This window comes from Acinetobacter sp. ANC 5378 (assembly GCF_013004315.1).
Taxonomy (GTDB): Bacteria; Pseudomonadota; Gammaproteobacteria; order Pseudomonadales; family Moraxellaceae; genus Acinetobacter.
The window spans coordinates 17,062-36,286 of record NZ_JABERK010000072.1 but is presented as its reverse complement, the minus strand read 5'-3'; the positions used below and the strand labels follow the sequence as shown (position 1 = coordinate 36,286).

Below are 19,225 nucleotides of genomic sequence, written 5' to 3'. Positions count from 1 at the left end.
TACTTAAATTATTTTTGTTTTCATTTTTTTCAAAGGTTCAGGTTTAATATTCCCTTCGATCATTCCATTATGCATTGCTAAGGTTTTATAGTAATGCCAAGCATCATCTACATGTTTCACCTCAGGTTCATCTAACTGACCTAAATTTCGTGCCAATTCATAATGAAAATTTTCTTTTAACAATTCATCCAATTCTGCTGCTGAAGGTTGCTTGGCTAAATTACCTTCACTTAATAAAACATAGTGAGGCTTTTTAATCTCACAAAACTCAATCCCTAACAAACTTACCGGGACATAATCCTCTTGTTGGAATGTGGCTAATACCTTTTGTGCGGTGATTTGATCAATTTTTTCACCCACCAAATCGACCGTCATTTTTCGTCCTAAAAACAAAAAACATGGGACTTTCTCATAAAAACCGGTCACTTCAAGTTCATCATCAATCACATACCTGATCAGTCCAGAACCCGTAGTAATAACAGGACTCACAATATCACCCTGTTTAAGCCTCCATGAAGGTACGGTTTGACCACTTTCTAAATTCAAAAATTCATAAAAATGTGACTGATAGCTAAGTGGATAACGATTATTCAAAGGAATCGTGACTACGCCTTCTGTTGCCCATAAGCCTTTGCCCTCAAAAGCAACATTCGCTACACGATCTTGCAAATGTTTGGCCCAGCGTTCAGCACTTGCTGTATCCCAACTGGAAATTAAGGTTAATTTAGACCAAAGGTTTGTCCAAGCGGTTGGGTCTTTTAAATCTAAGCGTTGTAATTTATAACTTTGCTCTGAGGATTGTGGTGCTTCCAAATAATCCAGACTGCGGCGTTTCCATTGCCCCGTTCTCAACACTTTCACAATTTCATCTTGATTCCGTTCAATCACCTCCAATAATTGCAGTGCAAAAGTCGGACTCCATACTGAAATCATACCTAGATTTTTATCCGCAACCAAAAATACAGCGGTTGCAAACATCGCATCTTCTGCTGAAGCTGCTAAAGCAATTTCAGCCGGCACAGATTGAGTAATTTTACTTAAAACACGTTTTGAAACATTAAGTAATGCGCTGTCATCATTGAGATTACTGTTTTCTAAAAGTTTACGCTGGCTTTCTGGTAACCATGACACCGACCAATAATGGGTTGAATTTTTTAATTGTGGATATTCACGATATAAATTAGTGAGCCATAAACCAATGGCTTCGTCTAATTCATTTAAAAAACTTTGCGTATAGGGAATGAATTTCAGCGCTTCGCTTGAACCACTGGTGGGTTGAAAGCGAACAATTTTTCCCGACCCCAAACAGTTTTTGCCACTTTGGCGAGACTGTTCAATTTTTTCTTTCCAATGGCTATAACGGGTAAGTGGATATTTTTCTACAAACTGTTCATAACTCAGATTTTGCGAAGTATGCTGCTTTAAAAACTGATCCAACTTTTGACGTTGTACCGTTTCTAAATCATTCGCTTGCTGCCGATAACGATGAAAGGCTTTTCGGCAGGCGAATTCCAGTATTTGATGTGAAGCTGACAGCAGCAATCCCATAGTTACGCCACCTTAGAATCTGAATCCGAAGCAATATGTAATGGACGCTTTTGTGGTATTTGGCTTTCCACTTTGCCCACACTTATATTTTTGGTCATGAAGCGGCTAATAAAGCGATATAAATCGCTCCAACGTAGTTCACCGATACAGGGTAATTCTGTCCCTTCCACCCATGTTGGATTTTTTGCTTCAAAGAATGCGATCTTGGTATTTTTCTCGCGTAATTCTTTGGTAATTGGTGCAACGTCTGCTTTTAAAGGTTGATAATCTTCACCGAAATTCAGTAGCCCTGATGATTTATCATAATATTCGGCAAAATATTGTCGGCAATAGGAATCGACATAATCTTGTAAATGCGAATTTTTTTCACCATAGTGCGGATAATAACTGTAGTAATTATTCGCCAGCAACAAATAGGTTTTAAAGCCTTTGGAAATCAAGATCCAGTAAATTGGCGTCAGTGGATAACGCATTTTAAAGCTAACGATATAACGGTACATGGCACGCGTTAAAGCCCGATTTCCCCAATAAGCTTGCTCAATAATCGTGTCACCACTAAAAAAGGCATGGCGAGCTTTGCCATTGACCACGAAGTCACGTTCCATCACCGTGGAGAAGCCGACGATTTGTTTATTTTTAGGCTCGATAATAAAGAAAACACCAGTTTTTTCTAAAAAATCACGTTCAAAAATTTCATAACGGGTATTGGCATAATATTTTTGGTAAATATCATACATACGCTTGATTTCTTGTATTGTCACATTACCGGTATGTTTATACTGACTATACGGCTCCTTTTTCAATTGCCGTAAAAGCTTAAATTCCAACATAGTTTTTATCCCTTCCACTTGCTATCCAGCAAGCGCTTTTTTTGTTTTTTATAAAGCCATGATCTACACATCCAAGTTGTAGATTCAAATGCAATAGTAAAACTATGAATTGATAAATTGCAATTAGCTTTACGTATCTAAACAATAAATACGACAAACGTAAAAATTAAAAACCCAGCCGAGGCTGGGTTTTTTTATCTTCTGGTTTAAGCAAGTGATTAACTTAATTTCATTTTTTCAAACTCAAGATGACCATTTTCAGCTTTAATCAAAATCGTGTCACCGGGTAGAAAATCCCCGCTCAAGATTTTTTGGGCCAATGTATTTTCAACCTGCTGTTGAATTGCACGTTTCAATGGTCGCGCACCGTACACAGGGTCAAAACCAGCATCAATCAATTGATCAAAGGCACTATCATCCACAGAAAGGCGCATGTCTTTTTCACTTAAACGTGCACGCAAGCGATTCAACTGAATATCTGCAATGCCACGAATTTGTGCTTTTTTCAGTGAATGGAACACCACCAGCTCATCAATACGGTTAATGAATTCTGGACGGAAGTGTTGAGAAACAGCACTCATTACCACTGTACGAACTTCATCATCGGTTGCATTGTCACCTAATTCGCGTACATCCTGCGAACCTAGATTAGACGTTAAGACGATGACTGTGTTTTTAAAATCGACCACACGCCCTTGAGAGTCAGTTAAACGTCCATCATCAAGAACTTGCAGCAAGATGTTAAACACATCTGGATGCGCTTTTTCTACTTCATCAAACAACACCACACTATAAGGTTTACGACGCACCGCTTCGGTTAATACACCACCTTCTTCATAACCCACATATCCTGGAGGTGCACCGACTAAACGGCTCACCGAATGTTTCTCCATGAATTCACTCATGTCGATACGAACCATGGCATCATCACTGTCAAACAAGAAGTTTGCCAAAGCTTTGGTCAATTCTGTTTTACCCACACCTGTTGGACCAAGGAACAAGAATGAACCACTTGGACGATTCGGATCAGATAAACCTGCGCGTGAACGACGTACCGCATTGGATACGGCAACCACCGCTTCATCTTGTCCAACTACACGATTATGTAAGAAATCTTCCATTTGAAGCAGTTTTTCACGTTCGCCTTGCAGCATTTTCGCCACTGGAATACCGGTTGCAGCACTGACCACTTCCGCAATTTCATTCTCAGTCACTTTGGTACGAATGAGTTTTGGCTCTTCATTACTTTCTTCAGCAACTTCTTCAGTTTCCAGACGTTTTTGCAATTCAGGAATCACGCCATATTGCAAACGGCTCGCTTCTGCCAAGTCACCTTCACGTTGTGCTTTTTCAAAAGCAGTACGCGCTTTATCCAATTCCACTTGCGCCTGATTGGTACCTTCAACCAATCTTTTCTCAGCGATCCATTGTTCTTCCAAATCGCTATATTCACGTTGAACTTCTTCGATTTGTTTTTCCAAGTGTGAAACTTCAGCTTTGCTGACTGAATCCTCATCCTGTTTTACCGCTTCCAGTTGCATTTTCAACTGGATTAAACGACGGTCCAAACGATCGAGTGGCTCAGGTTTCGAGTCAATTTCCATTTTAATCCGTGAAGCTGCTTCATCAATCAAATCAATGGCTTTATCGGGTAATTGACGGTCTGTGATATAACGATGCGACATTTTCGCAGCAGCAATAATGGCTGAATCTAGAATCTGCACCCCATGATGGGTGGCATACTTTTCTTTCAAACCACGTAAAATTGCTATGGTGTCTTCAACACTCGGTTCATCGACCAATACTTTCTGGAAACGGCGTTCTAGCGCGGCATCTTTTTCAATGAATTGACGATATTCATCTAGCGTTGTTGCACCTACGCAATGCAGTTCACCACGTGCCAATGCAGGTTTCAGCATATTGCCTGCGTCCATAGCACCTTCACCCTTACCGGCACCGACCAGAGTATGCAATTCATCAATAAAGAGAATGATTTCGCCTTCATATTTGGCCAGATCTTTCAGAACGGCTTTCAATCGCTCTTCAAACTCGCCCCGATATTTTGCACCTGCAAGTAACGAGCCCAAATCTAAAGATAAAACGCGTTTACCTTTTAAGCCTTCTGGCACTTCGCCATTGACAATTCGTTGTGCCAACCCCTCTACAATTGCAGTTTTACCAACACCTGGTTCACCAATCAGTACCGGATTATTTTTGGTACGACGTGACAGAACCTGAATGGTGCGACGAATTTCTTCATCTCGCCCAATCACGGGATCCAATTTACCTGACATGGCACGTTCAGTTAAATCAATGGTGTATTTATTGAGTGAATCACGTTGATCTTCGTGGGTATTACTCATGACTTTTTCACCACCTCGAATATTTTCAATTGCTTTGCGCAAGCCTGCAGATGTCACGCCTACATTATTCAGTAAAGTTTTTGTTGCACCGGTTTCAGCTAAAGCAAGCAATACCCAATCAGTGGATAAAAATTCATCCCCAGCTTTTTGTGCATAGCTGTCTGCCAAATTTAAAGCACGTACCGCTTCAGGATTAAGATTAATATCTCCAGTGGGATTGGCAATAGTCGCTGCATCATTCAATGCTTGTTGTAGCTTAGTCTGAAGATCTCGTAGATTTGCCCCGGCTTGTTGTAACAAGCTGATATTGGCGGGCTCCTGCAAGAGCACCGATAAAATGTGAATACCTTCGATCGAGGTATTGTCTTTACCCATTGCTAAAGATTGAGCATCCGATAAAGCTTGCTGCAAGCGATTTGTAAATTTTTCAAAACGCATTCTTATTTTCCTCACAACAAATTTTGTACTTGGGTAATAGATGGGAATGCTTTGATATTTTTCAATATAATTTCTTAAAAAATATTTTAATTTTCAAAGACTAAATAAACAAAAATAACACATAAAGCTTAGTTATAATATGGGTATGTCTTTCGCTTTTTTCAAGCTAAATTTAGTATCTTCTGTATCAAATTCTATTCAAAATATATTTCATCACAATGTTTGGTTAACATAATGGATTACTCAGCCTATGTAGCTATGAAATTTTAAAACTATATATTTGCTTTTAGTTTATATACGAATTTAATTTGATTGATCAAAGTTTTGATTCAGTAAAAGATTAGAGATTTAATTTTGATAAAATAAGAAATGAAGTGATGAAATCAGGTTTTAAAATTGTGCATTAGGATTGCACTGATTATATTTTATAGAATAATTTTAAGTTTTATTGTTTATAAAAAATGGCAATCCACCTGGAATTGCCATTAATTTTTTTATTACGCAGCTTCAATAATTTCAAAATCGTGGGTAATTTCAACACCACCATCAGATAACATTTTACTTGCTGAACAGTATTTTTCAGCAGAAAGTTCAACCGCTTTAGCTACCTGTTTTTCTTTCACAGCTTTACCAGTCACGACAAAGTGTAAATGAATTTTGGTAAACACCGCAGGAATTGTATCAGCACGATCCGCCTTTAACTGACATGTTACCCCTGTCACATCTTGGCGTGATTTCTTTAAAATAGTCACAATATCAAAGGAAGCACACCCACCAAGTCCCATTAATATCAGCTCCATGGGACGTGGACCACGGTTTTCACCACCATATGCCTCAGCACCATCCATGACAATGTGATGACCACTTTCTGATTTTGCTTCAAAAGCAACATTCTCTAGCCAATGTACGCTTGTTTGCATTGCAACTACCTGAAAAAAGCTATAAATTTACGAAGTACCTGTACACTAACATAAATTGAGTTGATAAGGAATTTCATCTCTTCTATGTGACAAGTTCATTTTAGGTCTGTGCGATCTATTACTTATCCATATTCGGAACCGTTAGCATGACTGCAAGCTTTTCACAACTTAGCACCGATGCACTTTCTCCTGGTCAATTACCAGAGTCAGTCAAAGCATTATTAAAACGTGCATATATTAATCGCTATCCAAAACGTACTGCAATTATCGACGCAGGCACTGAATCAAAATCACTTTATTTAATTTTAAAAGGTTCAGTATCCATTATTTTACGTGAAGATGATGAACGTGAAATTGTGGTTGCGTATTTGAATGCAGGAGACTTTTTTGGGGAAATGGGTCTCTTTGAAGCAAATCCACAACGTACTGCGGAAGTCCGTACACGTGACGTCTGTGAAATTGCTGAAATTACCTATGATAACTTCCACGAGTTAAGTAAGCAGTATCCAGATCTGAGCTATGCTGTATTTGCTCAGCTTGTTCGTCGCTTAAAAAATACAACACGTAAAGTGACTGACCTGGCATTTATTGATGTCTCTGGTCGTATTGCGCGTTGCTTAATCGACCTTTCTTCTCAACCAGAAGCCATGATTTTACCAAATGGCCGACAAATCCGTATTACACGTCAAGAAATTGGCCGTATCGTTGGTTGTTCTCGTGAAATGGTGGGTCGCGTTTTAAAAACGCTTGAAGAACAAGGCATGATCGAAACGGATGGTAAAGCCATTCTTATTTTTGATGTGTCAACTGAAGATGCAAATGTAGCTGTAGATGAGCTTGCAGACGAAGAATAAGTGTTTATTCTTTAGTGCTCATAAAAAAAGCAAACCCTAGGGTTTGCTTTTTTTACGCATAAATTTTTATTCACATCCTTTTGTAAATTTTATGACAACTTTAAAACTATTGATGATTTAACGCTGATCAAAAAATCAGGTAGCCTTAAGTCATTTAAAATTTCATGATAAAAACTCAAGGACCAAGCGCTATGCAACTCAAACCTTTAGCCAATACAGGAATTCTGGTTCCTGAAATTTGTTTAGGCACCATGACTTTTGGTGAACAAAATACTCAGGCAGATGCTTTTCAACAACTTGAATATGCTTTAGATCAAGGTCTGTATTTTTGGGATACGGCTGAAATGTATCCTGTGCCACCAAAACCTGAAACTCAAGGGACAACCGAAACCATCTTGGGTAATTGGATTGCAGAGCGTGGCAAACGAGATCAGCTTTTTATTGCTTCAAAAATAGCAGGTCCCTCACAAGGCGGCAGCCACATCCGCGATGGACTAACTCGCTTTACAGCTGCAGAGATCAGCTCAGCCATAGATGGTTCATTAAAACGCTTGCAAAGCGATTATATCGACCTATATCAACTGCATTGGCCACAACGTCCAACCAATTTCTTTGGCAAGCTCGGTTATGGCAATACTGAAGCCCATCAAGACACAGAAATCACCGCTTTAGAAGAAACCTTAAGCGCTTTAAGTGATGAAATTAAAAAAGGCCGTATTCGCTATATTGGCCTGTCTAATGAAACCCCTTGGGGAACCTTAAAATTTTTACATTTGGCTGAAAAATTGGGCTTGGAAAAATTTGTCAGTGTACAAAACCCCTATAGCCTGCTGAACCGGACTTATGAAATTGGCATGTCTGAAATTGCCCATTATGAAAATGTGGGACTGCTTGCCTATTCACCTTTAGCTTTCGGTTATTTGACTGGAAAATTCCGTCATGGTGCACGTCCTGCAAATGCACGCGTCACACTATTTTCTCGTTTTAGCCGCTATAGCAATCCAGAGAGCGAATGGGCAACCGAACAATATGCTCAACTTGCTGAACGACATGGTTTAACCCTGACACAAATGTCATTGGCATTTATCAAACAACAGTTCTTTGTGACCAGCACCATTATTGGTGCAACAAACTTGGATCAACTCAAAGAAAATATCCAGGCGTTCGAAATTGATTTATCCGCAGAGGTTTTACAGGGCATTGAAGATATTCACCGTCAACAGCCGAATCCAGCGCCCTAATTTCATTTTAAGCACTGCTTTAAAATGAAATTAGAAAATTGAAGTAAAGAAGTTTTACCCAGTTTTAAAGTGAAAAAGGACTTCTTAATTTCTGATAACTTCAGAATCCTTAAAGCCTTCACCCTTGCGCGGCAGTGCTGCTCTTCTCACTTTGGGATGAGGAATTTATTCCATAAGGGATGAAGGTACAAAAATTAAAAAGGATGCTTAGGCATCCTTTTTAATTAACCTAACTACCCATTAGCGTTTGTTATAAATCGCTTGAGCTGCGGGCAAGTTTTTACGCATTGCTTCAATACGCTGGCCATTTGAAGGGTGAGTAGACAAGAATGATGCACCCCCTGCACCTTCCAGTTTATTCATTTTTTCCCAAAGGGTAATAGCTGCTTGTGGATTATAACCCGCACGCGCCATGAGCATTAAACCACCTTGGTCGGCACGACTTTCCAAACTACGTGAAAAAGGTAAACCTACGCCTACTTGGGCACCCAACTGCGCTGCAGCAGTACCCAACTGGCCCACATTACTTCCAGCAGCGCTTAAACCAATGTTTAAAGCCAAGTCAGTTAATGCTTGTTGACCAATTTTATTTTTAGAGTGTTCCTCTAAAGCATGTACCATTTCATGCCCCATGACTGCCGCAATTTCTGCATCCGTCAGGTTCAATTTATTCACGATACCGGTATAGAACACCACTTTACCACCGGGTGCCACATACGCATTAATCTGATCTGATTTTAGAACAGCCAGTTTCCAGTCAAATTTTTGGCCAGTCTGATTGATTTGATCGCCATAAGGTTTTAAACGCATAAATACAGAATTAATGCGTTTATAAGTCGTTGAAGATGTATCTAAAGTTTTATTTGCACTCGCTTCCTGAACGGTTTTATTAAAGCCTTGTGCCGCTGTTACATTTAATGTCGATGAATCTGCCCCGGCCATTTCTGCTACAGTCGTACAGCCTGAAATAGTGATCACACTAGCCGCACACAAACTTAAAACGAGTTTGCTATTCATTATAATAATCTCCACCTTGAAAACAGATATCAGTTTTAGACAGATTATAGGGAATCATGAATAAGCTTTAAATTATTATTCCCTCCATATTCATATTATTTATGTAACTGTGTCTATTTAACAAACTGAAAAATAAGCCAATAAATAAGACATAAACCATTCAAAACCAAATACACCTGGCAAAGGGGTTTAATTTTCTGTTCAAGCTGCTCATTTTTTCTTTTAAAAAATAAAATAGCATTTTGAATGAGAATTAATGGAACTAGAATGCAGGCAATAATCACACTTAAACCGATAAATGCCGTATAGATAATATTTGGATCTTGCGTTTGTGCCTGAATAATCAGCATCGCAATGGTGGGCGCACCACCCATGGCAAATAATAAGGAATAAAAAATCGTTCCTGAAATATTCTTATGCATCCCGCACAACCTTTCATTTATTTTATGTTTGGTATTCTAACAAGTGCCAGTTATTTAAACAGTATTCTCTGATGCAACTTTAGTCTGGGCAAAATTTTCTCCCCATATATTCTCTTAGTGCATTATCAAAATAAGAACATAAAAAAACCCCGCAAATAGCGAGGCCTTTTTAACATCGTTATATCAGCTTAAATTAAGCATCAAACGGATGACGTAAAACGATGGTTTCTTCACGGTCTGGACCAGTCGAAATAATATCGATTGGGCATTCGATCAATTGCTCAAGACGTTTAACATAGTTAAGCGCAGCTTGTGGTAATTGTTCTAATGTTTTAGCACCGAAAGTAGACTCAGACCAACCTGGCATAGTTTCGTAGATTGGTTTTAAAGATTCAAATGCAAGCGCATCAGAAGAACCGACACAACCCGAATCTGCAGCTTCATAACCTACACAGATTTTCACTTCTTCTAAACCGTCAAGAACGTCAAGTTTAGTTAAGCAAATACCTGAAAGTGAGTTTACATCTACTGAACGGCGAAGAATTTCAGCATCGAACCAACCGCAACGACGTTGACGACCCGTTGAAGCACCAAATTCTGAACCTACAGTTCCGAGATGTTTACCAATCGCATCACCAACATCGTTCGCAGCATCGTAAACAAGTTCAGTTGGGAACGGGCCAGCACCTACACGAGTCGTGTACGCTTTCGTGATACCCAATACATAGTCAAGGTGCAAAGGACCAAGACCTGAACCTGAGCTTACGCCACCAGCAGTGGTGTTTGAAGAAGTGACATACGGATATGTCCCGTGGTCTACGTCAAGAAGTGAACCTTGCGCGCCTTCAAACATAATGTTGTCACCGTTTTTACGGTAATTGTGCAATTCTGTAGTGACGTCCACAACCAGTGGAGCAACGACTTCACGCCATTGGTCGCAAAGTGCAAGCACATCTTCTAATTTAACCGCTTCAACACCGTAGTATTGAGTTAACTGGAAGTTATGGTAATCCAGAAGTTCAACAAGTTGAGCTTTAAGATGTTCACCACCACGAACCAGGTCAGCAACACGGATTGCACGGCGTGCAACTTTGTCTTCATACGCTGGACCAATACCACGACCTGTGGTACCGATTTTCGCATTACCACGTTTCTTCTCACGCGCTTGGTCAAGTGCAATGTGGTTCGGCAAAATTAACGGACAGTTTGGAGAGATGCGTAGACGTTCTTTAACCGGAACACCTTCTTTTTCAAGAATATCCATCTCTTTGATGAGCGCTTCAGGAGAAAGAACAACACCGTTACCAATTAAGCACAATACGTTTTCACGTAAAATACCAGATGGAATGAGGTGTAATACAGTTTTCTTACCACCAACCACGAGTGTATGACCAGCGTTATGTCCGCCTTGGTAACGAACTACCGCAGCCGCTTGATCTGTGAGCAGGTCAACGATTTTACCTTTACCTTCGTCGCCCCATTGGGTACCAAGTACCACAACATTCTTGCCCATAATAGCCTCATTGCATCATGCTGTTAAAATTGAAAACTTGAATTGGTGACTTGAAACCAATTCACGTCATTAAATCTTTTCGACTTTCCACTCACCTGCCACATTCACCAATTGGTGAGTTGCATGCGGTACCGAGTTTAAACTGTCATTTCCAAGTAATTGAATTACACCAAAGCCTTGTGTACGTGCATTTGAAATTGCTTTAAGCAAATCTGCATCCGTACCTTTAGGTGCAACAACCACATTTAAATCTTTAAATTGACCTGTGCTTAACGCATATAAGTCGCACGAAAAACCAGTGGCAGGACGCGCACGACCAAAATGTTCGCCAATGCCGTCATAGCGACCACCTTGAGCCAGTGGAGCCGCACGGTTTGGTGCATACACTGCATACATTAAACCAGTGTGATAATGGTATGAACGTAATTCTACAACATCTATACCAATATGCAGATTTGGCCAACGTGACTGAATTTCGATTTGAGTCGTTTTCAAGGCATCAAAGGCTTGCTTGAATGCTTCATCCTCGAAAATTTCAGCACTTAAATTGGCTTGTAATGCATCCAGATCACTTGAATAGCGACCTAGTGTATAAAAATCTGCACCAAATTTTAGTTCTTGGGTAAATTCAGCAAGTTCAGGTAATGCTTTACGTTGATAAAGGTCAGAAAGATGACTTTCCACAGCCTTTGTCAAACCCGCATGTTTCACTAAACTACGGAACAAACCGACATGCCCTAAATCTAGATGGATCCCTTCTGCCAAGCCTGCTTTTTCAATCAAGCCGAGCATGACATCAACCATTTCGACATCAGCATCAATACTGTCCGAACCAAATAGCTCTGCACCTAATTGCAGTGGTGCACGTGTGGTATTAAACCCTTGTGGTTTCGTATGTAAAACCGTTCCCGCATAGCAGTAACGAGCCACACCATCTACTGGATGTACATGCGCATCAATACGAGCCACTTGTGGTGTCATATCGGCACGCACACCAAGTAAACGACCGGATAACTGGTCGATGACTTTAAAAGTGGCTAAGTCTAAATCTTGATTCGATTCTGAAAGAGAAGATAGAGATTCGATGTATTCAATAAATGGCGTGTACACCAATTGATAACCTCGAGATGCGAGGAAATCTAGTGCGTCACGACGCAAAGTTTCAATCACTTGCGCCTGTTCTGGTAATACATCAGCTACACCATCAGGTAATAACCATGTCTCTGAAATGGGCATGTTGTAAACCTAAATTCTGTCAGAGCGGAAGTTATCCGCATAAAAAAATCGGGAGCACACCCGATTTCTCCTAGTCTAGCACGATAGTTTTGGCTGTGCACCTGACTTTTTCACAAAAACCAGCGGAATACTTATTGTTTAATCAGACAAAAATCGCCCGATTCGATTAAAGCACCCATACAGTTTAAATATGATACTAAATCAGTCCATGATTAGGTTAATGGCAATTCTGTAGTCTGCTTAATCTTCTGCAATGGAATTTCAGTTTTTACATTTTGCAGCCCTGAAATTTTGTTTAAATGATGAATCTGAAACTTACGGTACGCATCCAGATCGGCCACCACAATCCGTAAAAAGAAGTCACAATCCCCTGCCATTAACTGACATTCTACAACTTCAGGCATATCCTGAATCGCATCTACAAACTGGTCGACTGTTTCTGCATCCTGACTTTTTAACCAGATGCGGGCAAAAACCGTTAAGCCCAAATTAACTTTAGTGGAATCAACTAAAGCCACATATTTTTCAATAATGCCATCATCTTCTAACTGTTTTACGCGACGTAAACATGGTGAGGGTGATAATCCAATCACTTGCGCCAATTCATTATTCTGCAACTTTCCATTTTGCTGCAAAGCTTTCAATATACGTTTATCAACTTGATCCATTTTGACCTACCAAAGAATTTAATTTCAAATTAATCATCATTGTTAATTTTTAATGCTCAATTAAACCCAAAGCAAGCTAATTTAAGCGAAAAATTCCACTCCAACCCTTATAAAATACCATTCTTAAAAAACAAACCCTCTCTGCTCAGGTAAAACCGCATGTTGACGTTAAAAAACACCGTTCACGATTCAACCTATACAAAGGAGTATGTTGAATTTAAGCGCGGTGTTAAAACGTCTATCCCCCTACTGCTGGGTATTATTCCATTTGCACTGGTGCTAGGGGCTCAAGCCACCAAAAAAGGTTTTAGCTTTCTAGAAGTACCATTACTGACAGGACTGAACTTCGCCGGCGGTTCTGAGTTTGCCATTCTGGAAGTCTGGACCAACCCACCAAATATTTTAATGCTGATATTTATTACCTTTTTGGTTAACAGTAGACACTTATTGATGGGTGCAAGTTTGGTGCCTTATTTGCGTCATTTGCCCAATAAAAAAGTTTTTCCTGCGTTGTTTTTTATGGTTGATGAAAGTTGGGCCGTCAGTCTAGCCGATGCGCAAAAGAGACAATCTATCTCGGGTTACCAACAGGCTTTCTGCATGCCATTTTATGCAGGCTTATGCTTTGCCTTGTATATCATGTGGGTCGGTTTTACCAGCTTAGGCGCAATCATTGGCCCAGTTCTGGGTGACATTCATCGCCTCGGTTTTGATATGGCATTCCCTGCGGTATTTTTAGTGTTATTGCGTGGCATGTGGAAAGGTTTTCGCGCAGCTCACCCATGGTTGGTCAGTTTAATTGCCGCTGCTTTGGCTTATTTATATTTACCGCAAGGCTGGTATGTACCGATCGGTGCAATCTCAGGAATCGCATCTGCGTTCTTTTTAATGGGAGATGAACAATGATTCACTCCACAACGCTTCTTGCTATTGTTTTTATTGCAGCGACAACCTACCTCACGCGTGTTTTAGGTTATGTATTACTGAAAAACAAGACTTTAACAAATCGCCAGAAACGCATTTTAGAGGTTGTTCCCGGTTGTGTGCTTATTTCTGTGATTGCACCTTATTTTGTCAAGGACAACCCTGCTGACCTGCTTGCAATTGTGATTACCCTCATAGCAGCTTCACGTTTTTCATTACTGCCTACAGTTTTAATTAGCATGATGTCTGCTGCTATTTTAAGGCTGGTTATTCTTTAGATCCTAACAAAGATGAAGTTATATGGATGGTCTGTCCGAGGAATTGACTGCCTTTGCTAATAATCCGACCAATTCAGCATTTTGCAACTCGACTTGACTGAGTTTATTGGTGGTTTTATCGAGTACTTGTTGCTGAATATGCATTTTTTTGGCCAAGTCCTGCATAATTTCCAAAGTTTTCTTTAAGTTCTCTTCCAAATGAATCACTTTTTCTTCTAATTGTTGCTTCATTTGAATGTCATCACTGACTGCCTCATTTTGATTTGAAAACTGTGCCCAAATCAAAAAAATCACTGCTATGGCTAATAGCAGAATAAAACTCCATATAAATATCAACATAGGACTGGTGCTCTTATTTTATTTAGTTATTATTCAATATCATGGTGGATTAATGAAGTGATTTTTTTTAAAAGCTTGATTTAAGTAATCTGATTTATTTAAAAATTACTAAAAAAGCTCAACCTTTTCACAGACACATTGAAAAACCATTTCATTTTTACAGATCAATTTTTATCAAGCTAAAGTTTATATTTATTGATCTATTTAGTTCGACCAAAACACCATTTTATCAGTGTTTGATGCTATCAATTTATTAAGTTTTGTTCTAATTTCGAAGCCTCATCGTTATTGACCTCGTTATTTACGCTTCGAACATCGTCATCCCAAAATAATGGATCAATGAGACACTTTATTTAAAGCATCTCATAGTATCAAAATATTCAGAACAACGAGGATTGCCCTCTAATATTTTTTAGCTATCTCAATTTTATGATGTAAATGACTCACACAAATCCAGCAAGCGGTTGGCATAACCCCATTCATTGTCATACCAGGCAAATACCTTGGCCTGATGTCCAACCACCATGGTTTGGCTTAAATCCACAATTAAAGAATAAGGTGAATGATTAAAATCAGATGACACCAAAGGTTCATCGGTCACATCCATAATTTCAGCATAATCGTGCCGTGCTGACTTGACCAAGACTTCATTAATTTTATGTGCTGTGACATGCGATTGAGCCACAAAAGTTAAATCAATGGCAGCGACATTAATGGTGGGCACACGAATGGAATAACCATCAATCCGGTCTTCCATTTTTGGCATCACACGTTTTAATGCAGCCAAGGCTGAAGATGTGGTGGGAATAATATTTTGCCCCGAAGCACGCGCACGACGCAGGTCACGATGCGCATGATCCAGTACCGACTGATCAGCCGTTACCGCATGAATTTCAGTCATCAAAGCGGTATCTATTCCAAAAGCATCATCAATAATTTTAACTAAAGGAACCAAGGCTTGCGTGGTACAAGATACACTGGAAATAATTTGATCGGTGTCTTTAACTTCGTAATGGTTTACGCCATAAACAATAGCAGCATCCACACTGTCAAAAGGTGCAGCGCCAATAATGACGCGTTTCGCTCCTGCGGTAATATGTTTGGTTGCCGCTTCACGTGAACGGAACAAGCCGGTACATTCAAGTACCACATCAATATTTAAATTATTCCAAGGCAAGAGTTCAGGCTGTTGCTGACAGAATACCTGTACTTTTAATTGCGCCAAACCGGCTGAAATATGCAAAAAAATCTGTTCATTTTCCAGCAACGCTTCGACTTTGCCTTTAAAGCGTCCATGCGTAGTATCGTATTTAAATAAATGAACTAAAGTCTCCACCTCTGCAACATCATTAATCGCCACAATGTCAAAATGAAAATCTTTGGGATTTTCAAACCAAGCACGTAATACATTGCGACCAATTCGCCCGAAACCATTAATGGCTACTCGTTGCATCAGATATCCTTAACTCTTGGGTAGATGTAAACACGTGCCTATGTTAATGGATTTTAATCAAATACCAATACCATTTCTGTACATCAATTTATGAAATATGGTTGTGTGAATCATTCCCTATCCCCCTGTCCCATTTATTTCACACCAGAGCAACGCCAATTCTTGCGATATAAAAATATTCACTCAATCCTTGATGAAATTTTAAAAATAAGACCAAGCTTTAAATTGAGGTAGAGATTTCTCTCAATATGCCGATATAGTGATTACACAGAATTGTCATTAATTCGCCTTAAAGTGATTGGTGCATGAGGGTTTTTCCGTTATAATTTGGCGTTTTAAAATTTTAAGCCCAGTGTGCTGAAGCAGTTCATTTTGCATAAAAATGCTCGGTACACTACTAGCCAATACAAAATATGGAGTGACTTGGTTGTGAGTACTCGTTTTATGACATCAGCTGAAATTCGTGAAGCATTTTTGCGTTACTTTGAATCGCAAGGGCATACACGTGTCGCGTCGAGTTCACTTGTACCCGCCAATGACCCGACTTTATTGTTTACCAATGCCGGGATGAACCAGTTTAAAGACTGCTTCCTGGGTTTGGAAAAACGTGATTATGTTCGCGCAACATCTTCACAAAAATGTGTACGTGCCGGTGGTAAACACAACGACTTGGACAACGTCGGTTATACCGCACGTCACCATACATTCTTTGAAATGTTAGGTAACTTTTCATTTGGTGATTACTTTAAACGTGACGCGATCAAATTTGCTTGGGAATTCTTAACGAGCAATGAATGGTTGGCGCTACCTAAAGATAAGCTCTACGCCACTGTTTACCATACTGATAATGAAGCATTTGACATCTGGAACAAGGAAATCGGTCTAGATGCCAGCCGCATTATCCGCATTGGTGATAACAAAGGCGAAAAATACGCATCAGACAACTTCTGGGCAATGGGCGATACCGGTCCTTGCGGTCCATGTTCTGAAATTTTCTTTGACCATGGCGATCATATCTGGGGTGGTTTACCGGGTACACCTGAAGAAGATGGCGACCGTTTCATTGAAATCTGGAACAACGTATTCATGCAGTTCAACCGTACTGCGGATGGTGTATTACACCCTCTTCCAGCGCCTTCTGTAGATACAGGTATGGGTTTGGAACGTATTTCTGCAGTTTTACAACATGTAAACTCAAACTACGAAATCGACTTATTCCAACACCTACTCAAATCAGCTGCAGAAATCATTGGCATGGATACCACTGCCATTGAAGCTGAAGCTGCTGCAAATAACAAACCAGTTGAATACCCTGCATCTTTAAAAGTTGTAGCTGATCATGCACGTTCATGCTGCTTCCTGATTGCTGATGGTGTAAACCCTTCAAACGAAGGTCGTGGTTATGTACTTCGTCGTATCATTCGTCGTGCGGTTCGTCACGGTAACAAATTGGGTGCGACCGGTTCATTCTTCCACAAAATGTTGCAACCACTCATCGAAGTGATGGGCGAAGCTTATCCTGAACTTGCAGAGCAACAAGCACGCATCGAAGCACAATTACTGAAAGAAGAAGAACAATTTGCAAAAACTTTAGAGCAAGGTTTGAAATTGCTTGAAGGTGAATTAGCTAACTTGAAAGGTAATGTGATTCCGGGTGAAACCGTATTTAAACTGTATGACACGTATGGTTTCCCGACGGACTTAACTGCGGATATCGCACGTGAACGTGATTTAAGCATTGATGAAGCTGGCTTTGAAGTTGAAATGGCTGCACAGCGTCAGCGTGCACGTGACGCAGGTAAATTCGCAATTGATTACAACTCGATTGTAAACGTCGACAGCGAAACTCAATTCGAAGGCTATGACGCAACTCAAGGTGATGGTCAAATTGTTGCAATCTATAAAGATGGCGAACAAGTTGAAGAAGTGGTTGAAGGCGATGAAGCTTTAATCGTACTCAACCAGACCCCTTTCTATGCAGAAAGCGGTGGTCAAATCGGTGATACAGGGATCTTCAGAAACGAGACCGGTATTTTCGAAGTTCAAGATACCAAAAAATCTGGTGGTGCATTCGTTCATCAAGGTATCGTAACCATGGGTAGCTTAAAGGCTTCTCAAAGCGTTGAAGCTACTGTTAAAGCCGACATTCGTGCTGCAACTGCGCGTAACCACTCTGCGACTCACCTTTTACATGCTGCCCTACGTCAAGTTTTGGGTTCGCATGTACAACAAAAAGGCTCACTGGTTGCAAGCGATATCCTGCGTTTTGACTTTGCCAATGACCAACCGGTGTCATTTGAACAACTTCAAGAAGTTGAACGTATTGTTAACCGCGAAGTAATTGCCAATACTGCTGTATCTACTGAACTTCTAGACATCGAATCTGCCAAAGAAAAAGGTGCGATGATGTTGTTCGGTGAAAAATATGGTGACGAAGTACGTGTACTTTCTATGGGTTCAATCACTGAAGATAAAAACTTCTCGATCGAACTTTGTGGTGGTATTCATGTGAAACGCACGGGTGACATCGGTTTGTTCAAAATCACCTCTGAAGGTGGTGTTGCAGCAGGTGTACGCCGTATTGAAGCTGTGACTGGTACTAAAGCAGTGGAAATTGTGCAAAAAACCGATCGTGATGTTCAATACATCAATGGTCTGTTAAAAGCTCAAAATCATCAAACGGTAGAAAAAGTTGAAGCCGTTGTTGAAACCGCTCATCAATTGCAAAAACAAATTGATCAATTGAACCAAAAACTTGCGAACTTCCAGGCAGCTGAACTTTTAAGCCAAGTTCAAACCATTGCTGGTCGTTCGACATTGATTACCACCGTTCAAAACATGGATGCGAAATCACTTCGCAACTTGCATGACGGTGTGAAATCTAAATTAGACAACGCAGTGATCGTACTTGCTGGTGTAGAAGGCGATAAAGTTAGCCTGCTTGCATCTGTAGCAAAAGATTTCACTGCAAACATTAAAGCAGGTGACATCATCAAGCACTTGGCTACCGAACTCGGTGGTAAAGGTGGTGGTAAACCTGACTTGGCACAAGGTGGCGCGCCACTTAACGAGAAGTTTGCTCCGGTGATGGCAGATTTAACTGCCTGGCTTGAGGCAAAATAAAGACTTCACTTTTTGTGTAACTGACCCTGATAGCTATATCAGGGTCATGGCTTTTATG

The 19,225-nt window shown here is 40.1% G+C and carries 16 protein-coding genes; 5 read left to right on the top strand and 11 right to left on the bottom strand.

All coding sequences use genetic code 11. The features are described from left to right. Positions 1-3: 3 nt before the first annotated feature. The 4 genes from HLH16_RS13890 to HLH16_RS13875 all read right to left on the bottom strand — a co-directional run bounded on the left by HLH16_RS13890 (position 4) and on the right by HLH16_RS13875 (position 6,099). The gene (locus HLH16_RS13890) at positions 4-1,548 is read right to left on the bottom strand and encodes a GH3 family acyl-acid amido synthetase (protein WP_171529787.1); all 1,545 of its coding nucleotides are present in this window, start codon (positions 1,546-1,548) and stop codon (positions 4-6) included. A 2-nt stretch (positions 1,549-1,550) separates the two neighbouring features. Next, positions 1,551-2,378 carry a hypothetical protein gene (locus tag HLH16_RS13885; protein WP_171529786.1) on the bottom strand — a complete coding sequence of 276 codons (828 nt, stop codon included), beginning with the start codon at positions 2,376-2,378 and terminating at the stop codon, positions 1,551-1,553. Positions 2,379-2,596: 218 nt separating this feature from the next. Beyond that, complete coding sequence (gene clpB / locus HLH16_RS13880) at positions 2,597-5,179, bottom strand: ATP-dependent chaperone ClpB (protein WP_171529785.1); 2,583 nt, start codon at positions 5,177-5,179, stop codon at positions 2,597-2,599. Positions 5,180-5,676: 497 nt separating this feature from the next. After that, on the bottom strand, positions 5,677-6,099 hold the full coding sequence (locus HLH16_RS13875; RefSeq protein WP_131291140.1) for an OsmC family protein: 423 nt from the start codon (positions 6,097-6,099) through the stop codon (positions 5,677-5,679). A 146-nt stretch (positions 6,100-6,245) separates the two neighbouring features. Between HLH16_RS13875 and crp the strand changes: the two genes are divergently transcribed. After that, positions 6,246-6,953, top strand: coding sequence for a cAMP-activated global transcriptional regulator CRP (gene crp, locus HLH16_RS13870; RefSeq protein WP_131291142.1), 708 nt, complete (start codon positions 6,246-6,248; stop codon positions 6,951-6,953). Between the two features lie 191 nt (positions 6,954-7,144). Then, positions 7,145-8,194, top strand: a complete 1,050-nt coding sequence (locus tag HLH16_RS13865; RefSeq protein ID WP_171529784.1) for an NADP(H)-dependent aldo-keto reductase — start codon at positions 7,145-7,147, stop codon at positions 8,192-8,194. A gap of 240 nt (positions 8,195-8,434) precedes the next feature. On the opposite strand, the gene HLH16_RS13860 is transcribed toward HLH16_RS13865, so the two are convergent. From HLH16_RS13860 to HLH16_RS13840, 5 genes are all read right to left on the bottom strand, one after another. Then, positions 8,435-9,211 (bottom strand): M48 family metallopeptidase, encoded by a 777-nt coding sequence (locus tag HLH16_RS13860; protein WP_171529783.1) that lies wholly within the window; start codon positions 9,209-9,211, stop codon positions 8,435-8,437. 113 nt (positions 9,212-9,324) lie between these two features. After that, on the bottom strand, positions 9,325-9,633 hold the full coding sequence (locus HLH16_RS13855; protein ID WP_171529782.1) for a hypothetical protein: 309 nt from the start codon (positions 9,631-9,633) through the stop codon (positions 9,325-9,327). A gap of 193 nt (positions 9,634-9,826) precedes the next feature. Next, positions 9,827-11,146, bottom strand: a complete 1,320-nt coding sequence (locus HLH16_RS13850) for an adenylosuccinate synthase (protein ID WP_131286690.1) — start codon at positions 11,144-11,146, stop codon at positions 9,827-9,829. A gap of 69 nt (positions 11,147-11,215) precedes the next feature. Next, positions 11,216-12,382, bottom strand: a complete 1,167-nt coding sequence (locus HLH16_RS13845) for an ATP phosphoribosyltransferase regulatory subunit (RefSeq protein ID WP_171529781.1) — start codon at positions 12,380-12,382, stop codon at positions 11,216-11,218. Positions 12,383-12,594: 212 nt separating this feature from the next. After that, on the bottom strand, positions 12,595-13,050 hold the full coding sequence (locus HLH16_RS13840) for an Lrp/AsnC family transcriptional regulator (RefSeq protein WP_171529780.1): 456 nt from the start codon (positions 13,048-13,050) through the stop codon (positions 12,595-12,597). Between the two features lie 159 nt (positions 13,051-13,209). On the opposite strand from HLH16_RS13840, the gene HLH16_RS13835 reads away from it, so the two are divergent. Further along, positions 13,210-13,956, top strand: coding sequence for an AzlC family ABC transporter permease (locus HLH16_RS13835; protein ID WP_171529779.1), 747 nt, complete (start codon positions 13,210-13,212; stop codon positions 13,954-13,956). Next, a complete protein-coding gene (locus tag HLH16_RS13830; protein ID WP_171529778.1) occupies positions 13,953-14,252 on the top strand; it encodes an AzlD family protein in 300 nt (99 codons plus the stop codon). The genes HLH16_RS13835 and HLH16_RS13830 overlap by 4 nt, the downstream gene beginning before the upstream one ends. A gap of 18 nt (positions 14,253-14,270) precedes the next feature. On the opposite strand, the gene HLH16_RS13825 is transcribed toward HLH16_RS13830, so the two are convergent. Both HLH16_RS13825 and HLH16_RS13820 read right to left on the bottom strand, forming a co-directional pair. Then, entirely contained in the window at positions 14,271-14,588 is a 318-nt protein-coding gene (locus HLH16_RS13825) for a hypothetical protein (protein WP_171529831.1), read from the bottom strand. Positions 14,589-15,018: 430 nt separating this feature from the next. Continuing rightward, positions 15,019-16,044, bottom strand: coding sequence for a type I glyceraldehyde-3-phosphate dehydrogenase (locus HLH16_RS13820; protein WP_171529777.1), 1,026 nt, complete (start codon positions 16,042-16,044; stop codon positions 15,019-15,021). Between the two features lie 429 nt (positions 16,045-16,473). On the opposite strand from HLH16_RS13820, the gene alaS reads away from it, so the two are divergent. Continuing rightward, a complete protein-coding gene (gene alaS, locus HLH16_RS13815) occupies positions 16,474-19,167 on the top strand; it encodes an alanine--tRNA ligase (protein ID WP_171529776.1) in 2,694 nt (897 codons plus the stop codon). Positions 19,168-19,225 lie beyond the last annotated feature (58 nt).